The organism is Bacillus taeanensis (assembly GCF_003318295.1).
GTDB classification, from domain to species: Bacteria; Bacillota; Bacilli; order Bacillales; family UBA6769; genus Maribacillus; species Maribacillus taeanensis.
Map to the genome: position 1 here is coordinate 24,769 of NZ_QOCW01000008.1, position 20,954 is coordinate 45,722.

The following is a 20,954-nucleotide window of genomic DNA, read 5'->3' on the forward strand; positions in this document are numbered from 1 at the left end:
AGAAAAACTTGGCTTTATATAAAAATCTTTTAGCGAAGTTCTTCGTTTTCCTAATAATTGTAGTTTGAGTAAAGAAGCTGAACCATTATCCTTTTACAGCACCGCCTAAACCATTGACTAAATGTTTTTGTGCGTATGCAAACAATAGAATTGCTGGAATTAAGGCAATAACACTTCCTGCAGCAAGTGCGCCGTAGTTAATGTTAAACTCACCCATCATATAACTTAACCCAACTGGCAGTGTAAAGTTGCTCTGCTGATTTGTAAGCATTAACGCAAGCAGGAACTCATTCCATACGTAAATAAAGGTAAAGACCGATACTGCAACAACACCCGGAAGCAGCAGTGGAAACACAACATGACGAATAGACTGCAGGCGATTACACCCATCGATCATTGCTGCTTCTTCTAGTTCTCTCGGAACATTTGCAATAAATCCACTCATCAAAATTGCTGTAAATGGAAGCTCAACCGTTGTATACGTAATAATTAATGATAAAGGATTACTAATTAATCCGAGGTTTTTAAAGACGATAAATAACGGAATGATCAGCATTGCTCTTGGAATAAACTGTGTCGCAAGCAGCATAAGTAAAAAGGAACGCTTTCCTTTAAACTTATAGCGGCTTAATGCATAACCAGCTAATGTTGATAGAAGAAGGACAACGACTACTGTACATGCGGCAATGAAAAAGCTGTTTTTAAAATAAGTCGCAAAACCAACATTGTTCCAGGCAACAACAAAGTTTTCAATCGTCGGGTTGCTCGGTACATATTCTAATGGCCGGTTAAGAATATCTCCCTCACTCTTAAAGGCTGTATTAATCGTCCAGTAAAACGGAAACATTGTAAATAAAATCATTAACGTAAGCGGTAATTTAAAGGTAAGAAGACGATCTAGTTTTTGTGATCCAAACATGCCTTATACCTCCCTTTCATAACGAGTAATTTTAAGAAAAACAACTGCAAATACAAGCAGGATAACAAACGAGATAACCGTTAACGCTGAACCGTAACCAAAATTACTTCCGTGAATTGCCTGTTCGGCAATGTACATTGTTAATGTTGTTGTTTGGTGAGCAGGACCGCCGCCTGTTAAGTTATAAATAAGATCAATGTTATTAAACTCCCAAACAGTACGAAGTAAGACCGTTAAAACGATTGTGTTCTTCAGCTGCGGAAGCGTGATAAAAATAAAGGATTTTAATCTGCCAGCTCCATCTACTCTCGCTGCTTCATACAGTTCATTCGGAATGCTTTGCAGTGAAGCTAAAAGTGTAATCGCAAAAAATGGAATACCGCGCCATAACTCTGCAATGATAACTGATCCAAACACTGTAGTTGTATCGGCAAGCCATGCTTTACTTTCAGAAATAACGCCTAATTTCATCAAAATATCGTTAATAACACCCATGTGTTCATTAAACATTAGCGACCACATTACCGAAGCTAATACCCCTGAAATCGCCCATGGTGTAAAAGCAAATGCTCGAACAAGTCCACGGTATTTGAATGCCTGATTTAACAGTAAAGCCGCGACCATCCCAAACGTAAGCTGCAATCCCACTTGTGAAACAACCCATTTAAACGTTACTCCTAAGGTAGATAAAAACAACTTATCTTCCGTGAAAATGTTTTTGAAATTTTCTAATCCAATAAAGCCGTTATAATAAGGTGCCGTTAAATCATAATTTTGAAGACTGTAATAGAACACTGTTCCTAATGGATAAAATAAAAATCCTACAATTAACAAAATAGTCGGGGTAATAAACAAATAAGGAATCCATTTTTCCATGTTAAATCTTTTCACTTTCGAATTGTAAGCCGTTTCATCTTTTTGTAAGCGCATACTCTTTTCCACATGTTTCACTCTCCTCACTGCTGTTTCTTTAAGTTAATTGTAAAGGACAAGCATCTTCATCAGAAGTAAATATCTTTATGTAAACGTTTAAATTCTTTATATTCTAACAATTCAAGCGTAAGATTTTTAACTTTATTGTCAGAACCTCATTTTGGAACAGCACAAGAAATAAAAAAACAGCTTCTTTCAGTGCGCACTGAAAGAAGCTGTTTTTTTATGAGTTCTTTACAGACTGACTGTGAAGCAGGGTTTCAACAGAGATTGGACGGTTTTCCTTTACTGATCGCCAAACCGCTTCCCCTGCAGCAACCGCGTAAGCGCCATCTTCACTCCCAGACAAGATCCGGTAAGAACGACTAGGATCTTCTCCTAAGAAAAGATCTTCTTGAAGAACAGGATCTCCACCTCCATGACCTCCCTCTCTTTTTACAACCGAAATCGTTTCTTTTGCACCAAACAGCGGATAATAGTCAATCGTCTGTTCAGGAACCGGAAATGGGACGCGTGAAGGTGCGTGATATTCCGTTGTCTCAATACGCCCCTTTGTCCCATTGATCGCCAAACGATAGCCTTCATACGGAAGAGAAAAGTTAATCGAATAGCTTAACAACGCTCCCTTATTGTATTTAACCGACGCCGTATACGTATCTTCAATCTCAATCTCTGAATCAAAAATACATCGATCAGGGCGGTAACTTGAATAAGCTTCTTTACTTTTACTGTTAGAGTCAATATGATCGTCTTTTACGTTTAGAGCACCGCTTCTTGAATTCCATCTCATATAATAGGCACAATTAGATTTTACGTTACAGGAAACACAATAACGCCCGTCCTCTTTTTGCGGATTATGCTCACTTTCTTGTCCATAGTAATTGAGGGAACCGTACGCAAATACTTCAACCGGCTTTTGGTCAAGCCACCAGTTAACAAGATCAAAATGATGGGAGCTTTTATGAATTGACAGTCCTCCGGATAATTCCCTCATCCGATTCCATCTCATAAAATAACTAGAACCATGAAACGTATCAATATACCAATTCAGATCAATCGAAGTAACCCGACCAATTTTTCCTTCTAGCAGAAGTTCTTTTATTTTTGTATGATAAGGGCTGTAGCGATAGTTAAATGTGACCGTTACCGTTCCTTTGCTTTTAGCCTCCGCCTCAATAATTCTCTTACAATCAGCGGCAGTGGTGGCCATTGGCTTTTCAGTGATCACATCAAGATTATGTTCTAAAGCTTTTACAATATAATCAACATGTGTATCATCTCTTCCCGTCACAATAATCACATCTGGCTTTGTTTCAAATACCATCTTCTGAAATTCGGATTCATTATATTCCATAACATTTTGAATCGTTGGAAACTGTTCTTTGCATACCGAAAACCGTTTCGGATCGTTATCTAACAAAGCAGCTAATTCACTTGATGCTGAAAATGTTTCAACCATTGGTTTAATAAACATTTCCATCGCCCGCTTACTCACACCACATACCGCAAATCTTTTCACGTTTCCCACTCCATTTCAAGTTTTTATGATTGGTTAACACAAGAATAGACCGGCTGTATGGATCAAAACCGGTCCCATTAAACTATCTATCCTCTCAAAAACTCTAGAATGTTTATTAAGACAAATTTACTTTTTCAATTGTCTTGTTCAAACTGTTTCTTGATCATTAATGAACTTGGACATTTTCAACAAGCTGAGCGGCACTTTGCTTCATTCCATATTCAAGAATATTTTTAACATGATCTGAGATAACTGAATGCAGTTTATCAACAGCAACTAAATTGGTACCCCATAACTTTTCATCTTCTAATACATTCCATACAACCTTTTCAATTCCTTGCCGTGTTTGATCATAGTACTTCCAAGCTTCATGGAGACGTTTAATTGCTTCTTTTGAATCACGAATTTTATATTCCTCTCCACCACATCTTCCAATCATATGCTCTTCACCAACTAATTCTTTAGAGCGGTAATACGTAATGAGTGCCGCCAATGAAAAGGACATCATCATTGGGATTTGCTTCTTCTCCTCTGTCCAATGAAGGAACAGTGGAAGCACTCTTGCTCTAAATTTCGAAACAGCATTTAAACCAAGATCAACAAGGTAATGTTTTACAAACGGATTGCGGAAACGCTCAATAACAGACTCGGCAAATTCTCTTTTCGTTTTTTCATCAAATGAAACTGTCGGGAGAATTTCTTCATCGATTGCCCGCTGCACAAAGCGATGCAATGTTTCATTTTCGGTCGCCTCATAAACCGTCTGAAAGCCTGATAAATAACCGACAGAAAACATCATCGTATGAGGCGCATTTAAAATACTTACTTTTAAATTTCGATACGGTGTCACATCTCCCCATTTTACATTTAGTCCTGCTTGATGAAACGGCAGAGCCGCTTTTACATTTTCATCTCCATCAATCGCAAAAAGATGATATGGCTCGCCTACACCGATTAACAGATCTTCATAACCGAGCAGCTTTTCAAATTGTTCAATATTATCTTTAGGAAAGCCAGGAACAATCCGGTCAACTAATGTATTACAAAATTGATTACTGTCTTTTACCCAATCTATAAAACTACTGGAAAGATTCCAATCCTCAGCAATTTTAAAAACAATTTCTTTTAGCTTCATGCCATTCTCTTCAACTAGTTCACACGGAATAATCGTTAAACCTGCATGAGAATCGCCATTGTTTACGCTATAACGGTGATAAAGAAAAGCTGTTAATTTCCCTGGAAACGAAAGCGGTGCTTCAGTTGGATTATATGCTTCCTTACTATATGTTAACCCTGCCTCTGTTGTATTTGAAAAGACAAATTCAATCGAAGGCGATTCTGCAAGAGCTAATACGTCCTCCCAATTACTATAAGGATTGATTCCTCTAGATATAGAAGAAATGATTTCATACTTTTCAACCTCACGCCCATCTTCTATTCCCTGCAGCACAAATGTGTACAAACCGTCCTGTGCCGTTAATTTCGGGACAACTTTTCCGTGCGGGGTTGGCTGGATTGCCGCAATTCTTCCATTAAATAGTCCTTGTTTATTTAACTGATGAACCATCCAATCCACAAATCCGCGTAAAAAGTTTCCTTCTCCAAATTGAACGATTCGTTCCGGTAAATGATCGTAATTTTTCACTTCAAGAAATTCAGGTAACTGTGCATCATTGTTAATTAGCGCTTTATTTAGACGCTTCACAAAAATTCATCCTTTCTTCTAATCCGTTTATAAAATCACACCGTCTTTAAAAATTGCAATTTCTTTAAAACCAAATTGTTCGTTTTTCGCTTCCATCTCCCCCGATGCTAGTTTTATAATGTAATCAAAAAGCTCATTTGATAGTTCATCCATCGTTTTATCCTCGATAAGCTGCCCCGCATTAAAATCAATCCAATTTTTCTTTTTATTATACAAAGCGCTGTTCGTTGATATTTTTACTGTTGGCACCGGTCCGCCAAATGGCGTTCCTCTCCCTGTTGTAAACAAGACAATATGAGCACCTGAAGCAGCAAGCGATGTGACAGAAACAAGATCATTTCCCGGTCCCTGCAGAAGATTTAATCCCGGCTTTGTCACATAACCGCCGTACGAATGAACATCGACAATTTCCGCAAATCCACCTTTTTGGACACATCCTAATGATTTTTCTTCCAATGTGGTAATACCGCCGTCTTTATTGCCTGGTGATGGATTTTCATAAACAACTTGATCATGCTTTATAAAATAAGTTTTAAAATCATTAATTAAATTCACTGTTTTTGAAAACACTTCTTCATTTTGCGCTCGTTCCATTAAAATCGTTTCCGCACCAAACATTTCCGGTACTTCTGTTAATACAGTCGTTCCACCGCGGCGAATTAACTTATCAGAAAAAGCTCCAACTAGTGGATTTGCGGTAATACCTGAAAGACCATCGGAACCGCCGCACTTTAGCCCTACTCGTAATTTTGAAACTGGTACATCTTCACGCTGAAAACTTTTAGCATAAAGGACAAGCTCTTGAATTTTCTCTAAGCCCGCTTCAAGCTCATCATCAACACCTTGTGTTCCTAAAAACTTCACACGACTTTCATCATATTCACCGAGTACTTTTTTAAATTCAGCAATATTATTGTTTTCACAGCCTAATCCAAGTACAAGAACACCAGCTGCATTCGGATGGTTGACAAGGTTGCGCAGTATTTTTTGTGTATTCGTTAAATCGTCACCAAGCTGCGAACAGCCAAATGGGTGAGGATAATGATACACACCATCTATGTTGTCATTTTTAAATGTTTGATTTGCTAGTTTTGCAAGATGTTCGGCAACTTTATTAATGCAGCCAACTGTATTAATAATCCAAATTTCATTGCGAATGCCGACTTCTCCGTTACTGCGCACATATCCTTTAAAGGTACGTTCGTTTAACGACTCATCTTTTGTTACTTTATGATTTGTTGGCTCATAGCTGTAATCAAGCGTTCCTTCAAGTTTTGTGACGACATTATGGGTATGAACATGATTCCCCTCGTCAATCTTTTTAGAAGCTTTCCCAATTGGAAAACCATATTTGATAACGTCTTCATTTTCAGGAATTGTTTTTAATGCGGCTTTATGTCCAAATGGAATGTCTTCGGTTAATTCAATCTCCTTATCGTTTACAGTAATCCTTTCGCCTTTTTTATAAGGTTTTAGTGCTACAAAAACATTATCATCTTGATGAACAACAATATAATCCTGAGTCACGAAATTCCCCTCCAATGATTCAAATCGACTTATAAAAATTCACAAAAATGAGATGTACGTTATTTCTTTCTCATTACCAATTTTTTAGATAACGCTTTCAAATAAAACAATTTAAAATTTACATAAACATAACTAAAAAGAACTTTTAACTCTCTCGAGACTAACTTCTCTACATATTACGTACCATATAAATAACAACGTTGTTATTTATATGGTACACTATCATTAGCTAAATCACAATACTATTTTTTAAATCCTTTTATTTTCCTTTAAAAGGTAGTTGAACGCTCTTTATTTGCTTTTTTAAAAAATAAATTTGATTTTCTATAAATTAACTCTCGCTCTTATTGAGATTTAAGCTAATTTTTCTTATAATGATTACAACGTTATTATTTTGGAGGACACTACTATGGGAATAACCATTAAAGATATTGCCAATGCTGCAGGGGTTAGTTTTTCAACGGTTTCAAAAGCCTTGAATGACAGTCCGCTTGTAAAACCGGAAACAAAATCAAAAATACTAAAAACAGCAAAAGAATTAGGCTATGAACCAAATTTCGCCGCACAAAGACTTGTTTCGAAACAATCGAAAACGATCGGCTTGGTCTGGCCTACTGTTGAAAGAGCGGCATTATCAACACTTGTAACGAAAATCAATGAGGAAATTGAAAAACATGGCTATTCAATGATTTTATCAATCAACCCCGCAGCATCAGCAGTGGAAATGTTTAGACGTTTCCAAGTTGACGGGATTATCGTCTTTGAAGAAAACAACAACCGCTTAAAAGTTGATTTTTCTCCTGATTTACCTGTTATTTCATATGGAGCCGCGCACAATCAAACTGTGCCTGTGATTGATGTAAACTACAAAAAGGCAATGTATCAAGCGGTTCACTATTTATATGAATTAGGACATACGAACATTTCTTACGTCGGCGATTTTTCACCGATCGATCAGCGGCAAATCGAAAAATACAAAGGGTTTTTAGAAGCGATGGAGCAGTTCAATCTTGATGTAAATGAACGCTCACTGATTAATTCAGGCGGATTAGATTGGTATGACGGTTATATGGCAACAAAACGCCTTTTAAATTCAGGTTTTATTCCGTCAGCCATCGTTGGAGGAAGTTATGATATAAGCAGCGGTATCATCCGCGCAGTTCGAGAAGAAAATCTTATTATCCCAAAAGATATTTCCATTATCGGCTATGATAATATCCCGCAAATGGCTAATTTAGAAACACCACTTACAAGTGTCGGCGTACCAGTTGATGAGTTAGCAAAAAGCATCGTTCATTCCCTTCTTAAACAAATGGCCGAACCAAACTCTCTGCCACTTCTGCAAACACTACAGCCTGAGCTTAAAGAAAGAGCTTCCTGCGCAGGAACAAGTCATAAAAGTTAACAAAATAATAAAAACAGGATCGAAGCTGACTCGGTCCTGTTTTTATTAAAAAGAAAACTTACCGAATTAAAATGTCCGGGCGAAGAAGCTTTTTTCCTGACGCATTCACTTCAATCATCGGAAATTCGCCTGAATAACTAATAATTTCCGTTCCATTTTCGCCAATGAAAATCGTATCTTCTGATTTCACTCCAGCAATACTCGGATTCCATGCATATACTTGCCCTTGCGCGACACGGTTATTAGAATCATTAGGAAGCAACAGCTGTTCCCGGGTATTATAGCCGCTCAACCCGCCTTGGTGATGAAATTTCCATTCCTCACCAAATCCTTCTTCTTGATAAGCATGCTTCATTACTTCGAATACATCTGAAAAAGAAGCATTTGGTGTCGTATTTGCAATCATAGCAGCATCGATATGAACAACAGCGCGGTGCCGTTTTACTAACCCTCTTGGCATCGTCCCAAAATGAACTAAACGTGTTGCAGAAACCACCTGACCGTTTCTCCTTCCGCACACAACAAGCATCGCATAATTTTTTAATGCCAGTGAAGTTGGAAGCGGATGTCTTCTGCTGTATACCCGCTCATCAACTGCAACAAGATTTACAATTGGTTCAATTTCCCGTTCAATACAATTTTTTGCAAGCCGCGCTGCAATTTCGTATTCTGTTTCACCTTGCTTAAGTTCAAAGGTCGTTCTTTCAATCGCAGCGGCTGTATCTTTTCCTAACACTCTCAGCTGTATTTCATCTTCACTCGTCAGCACCGTTCTCAATGACACCAGTTTATGTTCTAACGTAATATCGCTTTGAACTGTACCTTCTTTTGCTAAAAATTCATCAATTCGCTGTGGTTCATACCATGGGTAAACTTCGATACAATCAAAATGACACTTTACTTCTTCATCAATCAATCGCTCCGCTTCAATATTGCTGACAATTAAACAATTAGAAGCAGGTGTAACTAAAATAAAAGCAACTGCCTTTTCCGATGCAGTATTTACAAAGCTTCTTCCACCAGTAAGCCAGGAAACATTTTTTTGCTGTGTAAACAAAATGCCATCAATGTTTTCTTCTCGTATCAGTGTATGTACACGCTCCAGTTTATTCTCAAAATTTTGCATCACATTCCCTCCTTTCTCCCTTTATTGAAAAATGTATAACAACCCAAAAGCAAAACTCCACTCCTCTATCAAAGTAAAACTATCCCCTAACCTTTTCTATTTATTGAAAGGGCATACAAAAACACTTAAGCTTGATTCAACCACTTATGATCTGGATCTTCGTAAGGATTTAACTTTCTTCCTGTTTCACCAGCCATAAACCATAAATAATATACTTCATAGCCGCCAGCTGCACCGACTGGATGGTAGCCTTTATCAATTGCAAAGCTGTCACCTTGACGAATAATATGCGCCTCATCAACGCTGCCATCTTTTGTATAATGATACTGCACACCAAAGCCTTGTTCCGGATTCACTTGATAATAATAAACTTCTTCTAAATTCGGCTCTTCTGGATAATGCTCACCATCATGTTTATGAGGTGGATAACCAGACATTTGACCTGGTTTGTTAATCGTTTCTCCCATGACAATGCGATGAACTTTTCCTTCTCCATTATCTGCAATCATGTCATAAACTGAACGCTGCCACTGCTGTTGACCTCGCTGATGTTCTACAACTTCCTCAGGCGTTACAACGAACGGCTCAAACTTTTCTTCTGCCTTTACTTTACAAACCGCAATTTGCACGTCTGATTGTGCCGTAATTTCATAGTCAGACTGACAAGGAATATAGACAGCTGTTCCTTTACCGTCAAATACTGTTTTTCTGCCGCCAAGATTATCCCATTGCCGCTCTCCAGATTTAACCGAAGCTGTTCCTGTTAAAAGAACTAACGCATGTTCATAGCCGCCTGTTTCATTATGAAAACTTTCTCCTTCATGAAGATCAATCTTTCCAAAAGCAAGAAAATTTAAGTACTCATTATCCTCACCAAAAATATCTTGATATCCTTTTGCTTCTACCGCTTTTTTAAAACGCGTCATTTTTATCATCCTCTCAATACTATTAACAACGTTGTTAATAGTGATTAAAAAAATATAATTACTAAAACATATTCACTCTCTATGCATTGCCTTTTAGTTAAGCTACAAGGTAACAAGGTACATAGAATATTAAACTTAAATTAACAACGTTGTTAATTTAAGTTTAATAGAGTTTCGATTATATTTCAACAACTTAATATTATTTTTTCTTTATTGCATTTTTTCTTTTTAAAAAACGCTAGCTAATCTATCATTTCAAGATGCCATACTGCAGCCTTTACATATAAAAGGTAGTTTTTGCATCATCACCCTTTTTGTAGTAAAATCCCCTTAAAACAACTTAGTACAACAAAGCGTTTTAATAACGTAAAAATCAATCAAATATGGAGAATGATTATGACAAACTACAAAATTTTATTTTTAGACATTGACGGCACAACTTTAACACCTGACGATACAATTGAAGAATCTACTAAAAAAGCTGTTGCCGAAGTAAAACAAAAAGGAGTAGAAGTATTTCTTGCTACCGGCAGACCCCTTCACGAAATAGCCGAGATTGCTGAAGAGTTAAGTATTGAATCTTTTATCGGCTATAACGGTGCTTATGCGATTCATAAAGGAGAAGATATTTTTAAAACTCCGATGAACGCAAGTACGGTCGGAAAATTTGTTGAAACCGCCAATCAGAATAATCATGAATTTGTTCTTTACACTCATGAGAAAAATATCTTTTCTAATATAGAAAGCGACATTGTTGAAAAGTTTATTAAAGCATTTCACATGCGAAAAAATGATCGTTTTTCAGAGGATGTTCTTCATCAAATCTTAGGGATTACGCTTATGAATTTAGCCGAAAACGAACCTGCTCTTTATGAAAAAGAAGATACCAGCATCCATTTATCACAAGTTAATGTTGACGGACTTCGCCACTGTTATGATGTTATTCGTGATACAGTTAATAAAGGCTTTGGCATTGAGCATATCCTTAACATGCTTGACATTCCGAAAGAAGCAGCGATTGCCTTTGGTGACGGCATGAACGACAAAGAAATGCTAAGTACTGTCGGTGAAGGATTTGCGATGGGAAATGCCCATCCTGATTTGTTTCAATATGCAAAACATAAAACGACTAAGGTGACCGATTCAGGTATTTATAATGGATTGAAATCCCTTGGACTTGTTAACTAAGAATATTTCATAAAGCACAAAAAGCAACCATCTGTCTTAAAGGAACAGTTGGTTGCTTATTTTATCAGAACGAATTTTATAACCCAACAACACAAAACTACTATTTATCATTTACAATAATATAAGTCGCTTTTACCGGTCCATGCACACCTACAACAAGATTTAATTCGATATCGGCACTATTGCTCGGTCCTGTAATAAAATTAACGCATGAAGCAATATTCTTTCCCTTTTTAATCTTTTCATGGATGTATGATGTCGCCTGCGTCATTCTTGGAACAATCGATCTTTTTGGAATAATCGCGATATACGTTTTAGGAAGTAAGCTTACTGACCTTCCTTTTCTCGCATCACTAAACAGGACGACTGTTCCTGATTCGGCAAGCGTCATGTCACTAAACGTAATACCAACATCCGCTTTTTCTGCAGCCTCAATGTTTTCTCTCTTTTTAGATGGATCCCATATGTGAACATCAAACCCTTCTTCCGGCCATCTATTGTTTAACTGTTCTTCTAATCCAAATTGAGAAAAGCGCTCATCTTTCCATGTTACAACAGACTTTGCACCGAACTGCTTCATCACAGAGCGAATTTGGCCGCTCAGCTCAGAGGAAGTCGTCTCAATCAACTGGGTATGAATGACCTCACACTGCTTCTTTAAGACGGTCACAAGTTCATCTTGATTCGCATCTTTTAACACTTCCCACTGCGGACTGCGCTGCCAAGTCGGCTTTTTATTTCTTCAATTAATGTATTGTCAACAATTCCTTCTATAAAAGCAATCATAACCTTCGTTTTTGTATAACGTCCTAATTCCATTGAGTACATTTTAAGATTCGGACTTCTAATTTTTCTCCGTAACAAAGAAGTATTAACTTGTAATACTTCAATAAAGCCTTCGCGGGGTCCACGAACAACTGGCTCTGCTACAGATTCTTCAATAGAGCGCTTTTCCCATTTTGAAAGACCGAAAGACAGTCCAAAATTTTGATTATCTAATATAATCACCGGATTGCCTAAAGAGACTTGTTCAATACACTCAGAAAATGTTCTAACCCTCTGCACGTTAGATAAGGGTAAATTTTCTTTTAGTATGTTTGTGCTGTTTGAAATCCCTGAAATTGATTGTTTCATAATCACCCTAAGAACGTTGTCATCTAATTCTTCAATATTTGATAGTCCTTCTATATAGACGAGAAAGGCTTCTTTACCTTCAATAAACAAGTTTCGGAAAATAACATCATTACATGTTTCGTAAATTAATTTTAACCTTTGATAATTCTTGCTAATATCACTGTATAGATTTATTTGCTGCTCATTATTTATCTGCTCTTGCAATAGCTCATTTTGTTTATTTAATTTCTTAGATTTAGAACGTTTATATTTTGAAAATAACGGCATCCCCATCTCCTCTTTCATCATGGTTATTATAAGTTTGTACCGTTTTAATCATTTTGATGTATAAAAAGAAAACAAGAGATTAGAAAAATATTTATAGGGGGGAATTGATTTGGAAACTTTGTATAAACGTTGTGGGGGATTAGATGTTCATTCTGAAACAATTGTTGCTTGCGTTCTTATTAAGGATGAGTAAACATTTTTGATCAACTTCGTTTTCCGGAGACACCTTATGTAACAGGTAGACCACATATTTCATGAAAACTTATGTTGGAATGTTTTGTGATCAAAACCCATTTAACCAGTGATTCCTTAAAACAACTTGTTAAATTGTTTCAAGATTATCCTTATTGGCGCTGAATAGTCGATTTTAATGATGTACCATAATTTTCAACCTTTTCATGTAGCAACAAAATAGTTTCGCAAAGTGGATCTTCACCTTCTACACCCTTACATATTAGTTTGTGGACACTGTATTGATGTCCAATTCTCAAGGTGAATATAATTAGTATTTCAACTAGATGCCAAAATGACTCATTTCCTCATGATCCTACTTATGAAAAAAGAATCCTACAATATATAAAAGAAGAATGAAAGGAAGAACTTTTAAAAAACCGAAGAGTGTATAAAAAAATAGAAACAGTATTGACAGGTTTTTATGAAGTTAAGCATTGATAGAAACTTATAGTTAACGCTTTCACTTTTTGTCGAAACATGATATCTTTAAAGTATATAAAATTTTCATAAAAGTTTAAAAACAGATCAGGTGATTTTATGGGATTTATAAATGGAAAGTATTATCGTGTACTTGAGGTTATTTCTAACTTCTTTCTATTAAATATGATTTGGCTGCTTATGTGCCTTCCTATTATAACAATCTTTCCAGCAACAGCTGCAATGTTCGGGGTAGTGAGACAGTGGGTATTGAAAAATGATGTTAGTGTTTTTTCGAGCTTTTTTCACTATTTTAAAGAAAATTTCAAGCAAGGTTTATTTGTTGGAATTGGCTGGTTCTTATTAGCAGGACTGATGGTTGTTAATTTTACATTTACGAATCAGCTTGATTCAGGTTTGAGAAATATTCTACTCCCAGTCTTCTTTGTAATGGCATTACTTTTACTGTCTACAACGATTTATCTTTTCCCGGTAATGGTGCAGTATAAGACAAGCTCATTTAATATTATTAAAAACTCATTTTTATTTTCAGTTAGTAACTTATTGCTTACATTCGTTATCCTCATCACTATCGCTGCAATAGGGGCTTTACTTATCGTATTTCGTCCATCCTTATTGTTCATTTTCAGTATCGGTTCATATGTTATTTACTCTTTATGCAGCAGAGCATTTCATAAAGTTGAAGAATTGAAAGCATCTTAATCTAATATTTTGAAATACTATTACTGTTTACAAGTTTCAAGCAAAAAGTACACTCTTGATGAATAAAGAGTGTACTTTTTCATATTTTGCATATTAATTTATTGTTTCAGCACTCTCTCCTCTCATCACGCTAACACTTCTCGTCTTATAATGGCTTTTATTTTGTTTTATAAGAAAAAGAGATTTCTGTTTTTAGAACTTTCTTCTCTCCAGGCTCCAACACTTGAAGTCCAGTTATTTCCCTAGGCAGATTTAAATTCGGTGCATTTGTTACCCATGTATAAGGCTCAGGGCAAACAAACCCCTGCTTTCCATTATCATTATAAACAACCCAATTTTTAAAGTTTCCATCTGCGGAATATGCAATCTCAATACCAGTTTCTTCATTTAATAATACCGCTTCATTTCTTCCCCCTTCTTTTGCTGAAGAAAGAAAAACATCGTCAAGAAGCATATCTTGTAAGCTCATTCCGCTTGTTAATTGTTCAATGTATGGAATTTCTGTTAAATCTCCAGTTGGTAAGAAACGATCGTTAAGCGTCCAGCGTTTTTGTGCTGTTAATGAAAATGAACATACCTCTTCCGGAAATAAGAATGACGTATGAAAGCCAAAGCCCCATGGGAAAGGATCATTGCTGTTATTAATAATAGTTGCGCTTTTTTGCAAGCGATTTTCATCAAGCACATATGTCATCCGAATAATAAAAGGATGCGGAAACTGCCTCAAAACATCTTCATGCTTTAACGAATTAAATTCCGTTTCGATTACAGCTTTATTATCAGATGCTTCCGCTTTTATTACCTCCCATTTTCTCGTCATTACAAAGCCGTGAATATGATTGTTTTTGTCTCGTTCATTTACATCAAATTGATACGAGTGATTATTAAATATAAATGTTCCACCGCTAATTCGATTCGGAGGAAATAAGAGTGGTGTACCATATAAAACAGGTTTTTCTTTATATTCATCCGCTGATTGGGGAACTCTAAGAAGCTCTTGATTTGACTTCTTTTCAATGAAAGAAATTAAGTTTGATCCCCAGCCGGGTACGATCGTGATTTCAAACTGTTCATTTCCAGCTTTTAAAGCGGGCTCTTCAAAAAACATAGTATTTTCTACATAACCTTTCATTCTCTATCACTCCTTTATGAACCGTTCACTAGTATTTATAAATAAAAGGATAGGCCAAACAAACTGAAACGATTTTACACTTCATACATTCATTCGTTTCATTGAATGGCCTATTTCTAAATTTTCTCTTGCTGGCTTGATTTCAGCTGGCAGACAAATAGATTTAAGAGAAGTATTTAAAGCGCTGCCGATTCGTATTTTTTGCCCTTTATATCAGCATTGTTTTCTTCCTGAAGCCAAAGAATACTTGTTACGCCGCGCGGATAATATTTACTGCCGCTAATTTCACCAGAAATAATTTGATCACTCCAGCTCCATACAGATAATGTTGGGTGTGTTAACCATTCAACGTGTGCTGCGTCTGCTTTGGCACCATCCTCATCCCAACTCCATCCTAGTATTTGACGGGCAATAAATTGAGAAAGATAAATTTTACTTAACCATGAATTATTGCTTGTTGATGAAATTTTCCATCCGCCGTCCGAGAATAAACAAATCCCTTCTTTTAATACATGTTCAAAATGCTTTTTCAGCGTTTGAATGTAATCGCCAAAACGTCCATTTTCATCTAACGCCTCATGGCTGTTCGTAAAGTAAGGAAAAACAAGTCCTTCAATTGCCGGAATAATTTTCGAATCGTTTCCTTCACCAATAACAGCAGGAATATAGCCTTTTTCTGTTACATGACTTGTCATCGTTTTTGCACATTTATCAGCTTGTTCGCCTGCTAATGCTGCAAGTTCAGGTTTTCCATTTTCACGGAAGATCTTTTCAAGCGCCACGTAGGAAGCCCATGATTTTCCTGCTAAATAAATGTTATTACGCGCTTGTCCAAGAGAAACGTCCAAGCTGTCGTAAGTTGTAATTTCAGCACCACCCATAACGCGCGTGCTGTCTAATCCCATAATGCCGTTGCGCTCTTCTGGGTTAGGATGATCACGATTGACCATACTTTCTAAACATTGTTCAAGAGTCGGCATTTTTTCCTCAAGCCATGCTTTATCTTTTGTTTGTTCTACATAAACAGCTGCACATAAAATCCAGTTTACAAGCTGTTCTTGCGTCATGTGTGAAAAACAGCCGTCAATGCCGTAAAGTTCGTATGAAGAATATTGCGCTCTCGAAAACGTATTTGCCACACCCATATCGTGAGTAAAGCTGATACCGCCTGGATATTCTGTTTCATCCCCAGGAAAACGAACGCGATCTTGATAACTGTAACGGTCAACAAATAGATCGAGGACATTTTTCACCGTCCAAGGATTCATTTTTAACTCAAAGAACAGCTGATCAACGGTAAGGTCAAACGTATTCATCATTCGGTATTCACCTTCATTAACAACCCAAAGCGGCTTATCGTCTAACTCTAACATCTGGGTACAGCCATAGTAGCTGCGAATTGAATGAGCCATCATAAACTTTTGATCATCTGATAGATTAGCAGTTTCAATTTCTTTATTCGACTCGAAAGAAAGCTCTTTTAACTTCGCAAAATTTGCTAATGCATAGGAGCCGACTTCCTCGATATTTTTATAAAATTTCGTATAATAATATGTGGTATCCATCCCTGCTGTTACGTAACTAGAGCGGTAAAAACATACTGCAAAGCGATACGTTTTCTTCTCTCCCGCCGGCGTATCCATAATTAATGCGCCGACTTTTCCTAACCCGAATGTCCAATTTTCTTCTAATGGATTTGTTAAGATATCTTCTAAACTAAAATGAAGCGCCGATTTTACATCTTGGTCGTCTGAAACGATAGAAGCAAAACGGCCTTGGCCAACTCCTGTCAGCGGTGCAGCAGTATCATCCATCCTTCTTAATGACGTATATTGGTCAACACCTTCAAAACCAAAAAATGAACGTCTTGATTGTGTACTCTTTGTATTATCAACTGTTAATTCAGCAATAACAGCAGGAAGCAATGCAAACTTAAGTTCTTCATCTACCGCTGCTCCAGGCTCGGGCACAGACTGAACAGGTGAATAAATTGTAAATGTTAAATCTCCTGCCTGCCATGTATCTGTTGAAACATGAAAATCGCGCTTCACTTCATCCTGGTGAAATGGAAAAATAATTTTTGGTTTATTTTGATTCGGATCTGGATTTTCAATATCATAACGTTTGCTCTCATCTTCACTGTCTGAAAAAAATGGCAGGGCTTGATAAACCCCTTTTTCTGTAAGCGATTCAGTACCAACAAAAATGCTTTGTCTTGGTGAACGGCCTAGTTCTACATCTAAGCCCCCATTGCTTCCTGGAAAACCTAATGTAAAACTTGAAAATGCGCCAACTGGTGAGTGATGTGCGTTAAAAAACATATTTTTAGGCATAGTATTTAAAAGCTCCTTTCAAATATAAGAAATCCGTATTATTTGTAAAAAAATAATAACTTAGTTTATCCTTATAACAAACAAACTATTGTGTGCAATTACTAAAAAATATTTAGATGATAGGAGGTCACTTATGATGAATGGCTAGAAGTTTCTGTACATCGTCCGAATTCTTACCCTTTTACAGACCCTGCGGCAATTCCTTCAACAATTCGATTGCTTAAAAATAAAAACGCGATTAAAATCGGTAAAATACTAATCATCAGCGTTGCGCCAATTGCTCCCCAATCTGTTGCATACTGACCAATAAAGTTTTGAATTCCTACTGTTAATGTTTTATATTGATCAGAACTAATAAATGTATTAATAAATATAAATTCATTCCAGTTATAAATCATATTAATAATCACTGTCGTTGAGATAACAGGTGTTGTCATTGGCAGCGTAATTTGAAAGAAAATGCGGTGTACCGAACACCCGTCGATAATTGCCGCTTCCTCCACTTCTCTTGGCAGTGCATAATAAAATCCGAGCAAAATCATAATTGTAAGCGGCAAATTAAACGCAATATACGTTAAAATAACGGCAAGTGGATGATCAATTAAATTTAATTTTAAGAAAAAGTTAAATAACGGAATAAGTGTCGAGTGAACTGGAATCATTAAGCCTATCATGAACAGTCCAAGTACGGGCTTACTTAACTTCCATTTCATACGAGTAATTGCAAATGTAACCATACTTGCCGACAATACAGTAATAACAACCGCAACAACCGTAATCCATACGCTGTTAAAGAAGTATAAGCTAATGTTGCCCTGTGACCATACATTTAAATAATTTTCCCATTTTGGATTTGTTGGAAGAGCAAATGGCGACATACTAAAAATTTCACTATTATCTTTTAATGAGAAGAAAAACAGCCATAGAAGCGGATACAGTTGTAATACAGCAATAATTCCTAAAACCGTGTACAAAATCCCGTACCCAAGTCGGCGTACTCCTTGTCCCATTATCTTTGTTTCATCCGCATAAGATCCATTTGTCTTTGTTCGATGCTGCGACATAACTTTCATGTTTAAACCCTCCCTTTAATACTGATTCTCGTCACCCGTTACCGTAAGCTTACGAATCAACCATGTAACAGCTAAACAGATGATTAATAAAAAGAAACCGACGGCACTTCCATATCCAAAATCATACGTATTGAATGCTTTTTGGTACATATAAGAAGCCATAACCTCACTTGAGCCATTTGGTCCGCCGCCCGTCATTACATAAATTAAATCAAAATATTTTAATGACCCAACAATTGCTAAGACAATTGTTACTTTTATAACACTTGAAATTAACGGAACTTTTATTTTCCAGGCAATTTGAAGCGGATTGGCTCCATCAATTTTAGCAGCTTCAATTAATGAATTCGGTATTCCTTTTAGAGCGGCATAATAAATTAAAATATAAAATCCTGCATACTGCCAAATAATTGGTACAAATAGCGCCGGTAAGACAAGTTTAGGCTCAGCCAGCCATGCTGGAGGATTATCGATTCCAATTCCCATTAGAAAGCTGTTTACTAACCCATTTCCAGGATGATAAATTTTCAGCCAAAGCTGTGCAATCGCAACAGAAGATAACAACATTGGAATTAAATAAATTTTCCTTAGTAAATTAGCTCCTTTAATCTTCCCTGAAAGGATAAGTGAAATAATAAGATACCCTATTAAACTAATCGTTGAAAAAGCGGCTAATAAAAACGAATGATAGGCACTTTCCCAAAAAAGCTTATCAGTTAAAAGATTAATATAATTTTCTAAACCGATAAATGACATCTCTCCAATTCCATCCCACTTCATTAATCCGTAATACCCTGTTAACACAATTGGTACGTAAATAAGGGTAGCGATTAAAAGAAGTGCAGGAAGAACATATAGCGTGATGACAAATTTGTTCGACATAACTCTGTTCATCAAAGATCCTCCTTTTTCATAAATACGATCTCGTTATCTACTTATAAAGAAAAGAACATACCGTAACCGATAGACATGTTCTTTTCGCTTTGTTAAAAAGGTTTCATTTACTCTTCTTTCGCAAGCGCTTCCTCATGAGCCTTCGCAAATTCTTCTGGTGAAGTTTGACCGCCGAACAGCGACTGAATCATATTTAAATGCTCCTGCGCAACACCTGCACTCATTTGAACGTCGGCATATAACGTAATATTGCTTGCAGCGCTTAATTCATCTAACACATCAATATACATTTGCGGTAAATTGATGCTTGCTGTATCGACTTTCGTTGCAGGAATAACACCAGCTTCTGTTACAGCGCGCGCTCCCCATTTCTCAACAAAGAATGCAGCAAATTTTTTCGCTTCTTCTTTTACATCAGAATCTTCTGCTACGAATAAACCTACTCCAGGTCCACCTACAAAACTGTTAATATCTCCTTTTCCGCCTTCAACAGTTGGGAATTTAAAGAAACCGACTGAATCTCTAAATTCTTGAGGTACGTCTTCATTTGTTGTATAGTTAGGCAGTTCCCATGATCCCATTAAATACATCGCCGCTTGTTCATTCATAAACGGCCCTTTTGCTTCGTCATTAGATAAGCCGTTGAAACCCTTTACAAAAGCATTCATACCAACTAAATTTTGAATTTCTTCTGCTGCTTGTACTAAAGCAGGATCTTCAAATGAACCTGTGCGATTAATCGCGTTTGTTAATGTTTCCGGTCCGCCGATTCGACCTGCTAAATACATATACCACATTGATCCTGTCCAGCGGTCTTTATTTCCTAATGCAATTGGTGTAACACCGTTATCAGTGAGCGTTTTCACAACTGTTTTAAATTCATCATATGTTTTTGGTGCTTCAAGATTATATTTTTCAAAAATTTTCTTATTGTAGAAAACAGGTGCAATATTTAGTTCAAGAGGTAGACCATACGTGTTTCCGTCAATCGCGTAAGCTTCTGTTGTACCAGCAATAAATTGATCACCTAAACCTTCTCCTAACATATCATCAAGCGGTGCAAACATTGATCCTTTTACATATGGCTCAAGAAATCCTGCCGCCCAAGTCATCCCTACATCAGGAAGTTCGTTTGAAGCAGATAGTACTTTTAATTTTTCTTTATACTGCTCATTACTTAAAATTTCTAACTGTACTTTCACATCTGGATTTTCTTTTTCAAACTGAGCAGCGATATCATTTACAATTTGATTGTGCTGCTTTGCACTTCCTGCTGGCCATAAGTGCATAAATTTAACGACTTTCTTATCAGAAAATCCTGTGTTATTTCCGCTGCCTTCTTCAGAGCTTGTACATCCCGTTAACACGAGTGCAGCCATTACCATGAACGCCATAAATATTGCAATCGCTTTCTTCTTCATGTAAAAATCCCCCTTACCTTTCTCTTTATTGTTTGTTTGCTTGAACTAACTTTATTGTAGCATCTCCTCTTAATCAAC

The 20,954-nt window shown here is 36.7% G+C and carries 17 protein-coding genes; 3 read left to right on the forward strand and 14 right to left on the reverse strand.

Annotated features, from left to right (window positions below):
* Nucleotides 1–85: 85 nt before the first annotated feature.
* The 5 genes from DS031_RS09335 to DS031_RS09355 all read right to left on the reverse strand — a co-directional run bounded on the left by DS031_RS09335 (nucleotide 86) and on the right by DS031_RS09355 (nucleotide 6,603).
* Nucleotides 86–919, reverse strand: coding sequence for a carbohydrate ABC transporter permease (locus DS031_RS09335; RefSeq protein WP_113805810.1), 834 nt, complete (start codon nucleotides 917–919; stop codon nucleotides 86–88).
* 3 nt (nucleotides 920–922) lie between these two features.
* Entirely contained in the window at nucleotides 923–1,861 is a 939-nt protein-coding gene (locus DS031_RS09340; RefSeq protein ID WP_245947304.1) for a carbohydrate ABC transporter permease, read from the reverse strand.
* 214 nt (nucleotides 1,862–2,075) lie between these two features.
* Nucleotides 2,076–3,371, reverse strand: coding sequence for a Gfo/Idh/MocA family protein (locus DS031_RS09345; protein ID WP_113805811.1), 1,296 nt, complete (start codon nucleotides 3,369–3,371; stop codon nucleotides 2,076–2,078).
* 166 nt (nucleotides 3,372–3,537) lie between these two features.
* Nucleotides 3,538–5,076, reverse strand: coding sequence for a tagaturonate reductase (locus tag DS031_RS09350; protein WP_113805812.1), 1,539 nt, complete (start codon nucleotides 5,074–5,076; stop codon nucleotides 3,538–3,540).
* Nucleotides 5,077–5,103: 27 nt separating this feature from the next.
* Entirely contained in the window at nucleotides 5,104–6,603 is a 1,500-nt protein-coding gene (locus DS031_RS09355; protein ID WP_113805813.1) for a UxaA family hydrolase, read from the reverse strand.
* Nucleotides 6,604–7,012: 409 nt separating this feature from the next.
* Here DS031_RS09355 and DS031_RS09360 point away from each other — a divergent pair, with 409 nt between their 5' ends.
* Nucleotides 7,013–8,008 carry a LacI family DNA-binding transcriptional regulator gene (locus DS031_RS09360; protein WP_113805814.1) on the forward strand — a complete coding sequence of 332 codons (996 nt, stop codon included), beginning with the start codon at nucleotides 7,013–7,015 and terminating at the stop codon, nucleotides 8,006–8,008.
* A 58-nt stretch (nucleotides 8,009–8,066) separates the two neighbouring features.
* On the opposite strand, the gene DS031_RS09365 is transcribed toward DS031_RS09360, so the two are convergent.
* Entirely contained in the window at nucleotides 8,067–9,134 is a 1,068-nt protein-coding gene (locus tag DS031_RS09365) for a M24 family metallopeptidase (protein ID WP_113805815.1), read from the reverse strand.
* A gap of 125 nt (nucleotides 9,135–9,259) precedes the next feature.
* A complete protein-coding gene (gene iolB / locus DS031_RS09370) occupies nucleotides 9,260–10,060 on the reverse strand; it encodes a 5-deoxy-glucuronate isomerase (protein ID WP_113805816.1) in 801 nt (266 codons plus the stop codon).
* 396 nt (nucleotides 10,061–10,456) lie between these two features.
* On the opposite strand from iolB, the gene DS031_RS09375 reads away from it, so the two are divergent.
* Nucleotides 10,457–11,248, forward strand: a complete 792-nt coding sequence (locus DS031_RS09375; protein WP_113805817.1) for an HAD family hydrolase — start codon at nucleotides 10,457–10,459, stop codon at nucleotides 11,246–11,248.
* 100 nt (nucleotides 11,249–11,348) lie between these two features.
* On the opposite strand, the gene DS031_RS09380 is transcribed toward DS031_RS09375, so the two are convergent.
* Both DS031_RS09380 and DS031_RS09385 read right to left on the reverse strand, forming a co-directional pair.
* Nucleotides 11,349–11,948 carry a LutC/YkgG family protein gene (locus DS031_RS09380; protein WP_113805818.1) on the reverse strand — a complete coding sequence of 200 codons (600 nt, stop codon included), beginning with the start codon at nucleotides 11,946–11,948 and terminating at the stop codon, nucleotides 11,349–11,351.
* Nucleotides 11,942–12,649: a spore germination protein gene (locus tag DS031_RS09385; protein ID WP_181833078.1), complete on the reverse strand. Its 708-nt coding sequence runs from the start codon at nucleotides 12,647–12,649 to the stop codon at nucleotides 11,942–11,944. Before DS031_RS09385 ends, DS031_RS09380 begins: the two co-directional genes overlap by 7 nt.
* Nucleotides 12,650–13,420: 771 nt before the next feature.
* Between DS031_RS09385 and DS031_RS09390 the strand changes: the two genes are divergently transcribed.
* Entirely contained in the window at nucleotides 13,421–14,023 is a 603-nt protein-coding gene (locus tag DS031_RS09390) for a YesL family protein (RefSeq protein ID WP_113805820.1), read from the forward strand.
* 157 nt (nucleotides 14,024–14,180) lie between these two features.
* Here the strand turns inward: DS031_RS09390 and DS031_RS09395 are convergent, their stop codons facing one another.
* From DS031_RS09395 to DS031_RS09415, 5 genes are all read right to left on the reverse strand, one after another.
* Nucleotides 14,181–15,155 (reverse strand): aldose 1-epimerase, encoded by a 975-nt coding sequence (locus DS031_RS09395; RefSeq protein WP_113805821.1) that lies wholly within the window; start codon nucleotides 15,153–15,155, stop codon nucleotides 14,181–14,183.
* Nucleotides 15,156–15,331: 176 nt separating this feature from the next.
* On the reverse strand, nucleotides 15,332–17,488 hold the full coding sequence (locus DS031_RS09400) for a glycoside hydrolase family 52 protein (RefSeq protein WP_113805822.1): 2,157 nt from the start codon (nucleotides 17,486–17,488) through the stop codon (nucleotides 15,332–15,334).
* Nucleotides 17,489–17,661: 173 nt separating this feature from the next.
* Nucleotides 17,662–18,498 (reverse strand): carbohydrate ABC transporter permease, encoded by an 837-nt coding sequence (locus DS031_RS09405; protein ID WP_245947323.1) that lies wholly within the window; start codon nucleotides 18,496–18,498, stop codon nucleotides 17,662–17,664.
* 78 nt (nucleotides 18,499–18,576) lie between these two features.
* Entirely contained in the window at nucleotides 18,577–19,455 is an 879-nt protein-coding gene (locus tag DS031_RS09410; protein WP_113805823.1) for a carbohydrate ABC transporter permease, read from the reverse strand.
* A 107-nt stretch (nucleotides 19,456–19,562) separates the two neighbouring features.
* Nucleotides 19,563–20,876 carry an extracellular solute-binding protein gene (locus DS031_RS09415; protein WP_113805824.1) on the reverse strand — a complete coding sequence of 438 codons (1,314 nt, stop codon included), beginning with the start codon at nucleotides 20,874–20,876 and terminating at the stop codon, nucleotides 19,563–19,565.
* Nucleotides 20,877–20,954 lie beyond the last annotated feature (78 nt).

What these genes read in the sequence shown, in the direction of transcription:
- DS031_RS09375 (WP_113805817.1), top strand. Translation starts at nt 10,457, where the DNA reads ATGACAAACTACAAAATTTTATTTTTAGACATTGACGGCACAACTTTA.
- DS031_RS09390 (WP_113805820.1), top strand. Translation starts at nt 13,421, where the DNA reads ATGGGATTTATAAATGGAAAGTATTATCGTGTACTTGAGGTTATTTCT.
- DS031_RS09410 (WP_113805823.1), bottom strand. Translation starts at nt 19,455, where the DNA reads ATGAACAGAGTTATGTCGAACAAATTTGTCATCACGCTATATGTTCTT.
- DS031_RS09400 (WP_113805822.1), bottom strand. Translation starts at nt 17,488, where the DNA reads ATGCCTAAAAATATGTTTTTTAACGCACATCACTCACCAGTTGGCGCA.
- DS031_RS09360 (WP_113805814.1), top strand. Translation starts at nt 7,013, where the DNA reads ATGGGAATAACCATTAAAGATATTGCCAATGCTGCAGGGGTTAGTTTT.
- DS031_RS09415 (WP_113805824.1), bottom strand. Translation starts at nt 20,876, where the DNA reads ATGAAGAAGAAAGCGATTGCAATATTTATGGCGTTCATGGTAATGGCT.
- DS031_RS09385 (WP_181833078.1), bottom strand. Translation starts at nt 12,649, where the DNA reads ATGCCGTTATTTTCAAAATATAAACGTTCTAAATCTAAGAAATTAAAT.
- DS031_RS09395 (WP_113805821.1), bottom strand. Translation starts at nt 15,155, where the DNA reads ATGAAAGGTTATGTAGAAAATACTATGTTTTTTGAAGAGCCCGCTTTA.
- DS031_RS09405 (WP_245947323.1), bottom strand. Translation starts at nt 18,498, where the DNA reads ATGGGACAAGGAGTACGCCGACTTGGGTACGGGATTTTGTACACGGTT.
- DS031_RS09365 (WP_113805815.1), bottom strand. Translation starts at nt 9,134, where the DNA reads ATGCAAAATTTTGAGAATAAACTGGAGCGTGTACATACACTGATACGA.
- DS031_RS09335 (WP_113805810.1), bottom strand. Translation starts at nt 919, where the DNA reads ATGTTTGGATCACAAAAACTAGATCGTCTTCTTACCTTTAAATTACCG.
- iolB (WP_113805816.1), bottom strand. Translation starts at nt 10,060, where the DNA reads ATGACGCGTTTTAAAAAAGCGGTAGAAGCAAAAGGATATCAAGATATT.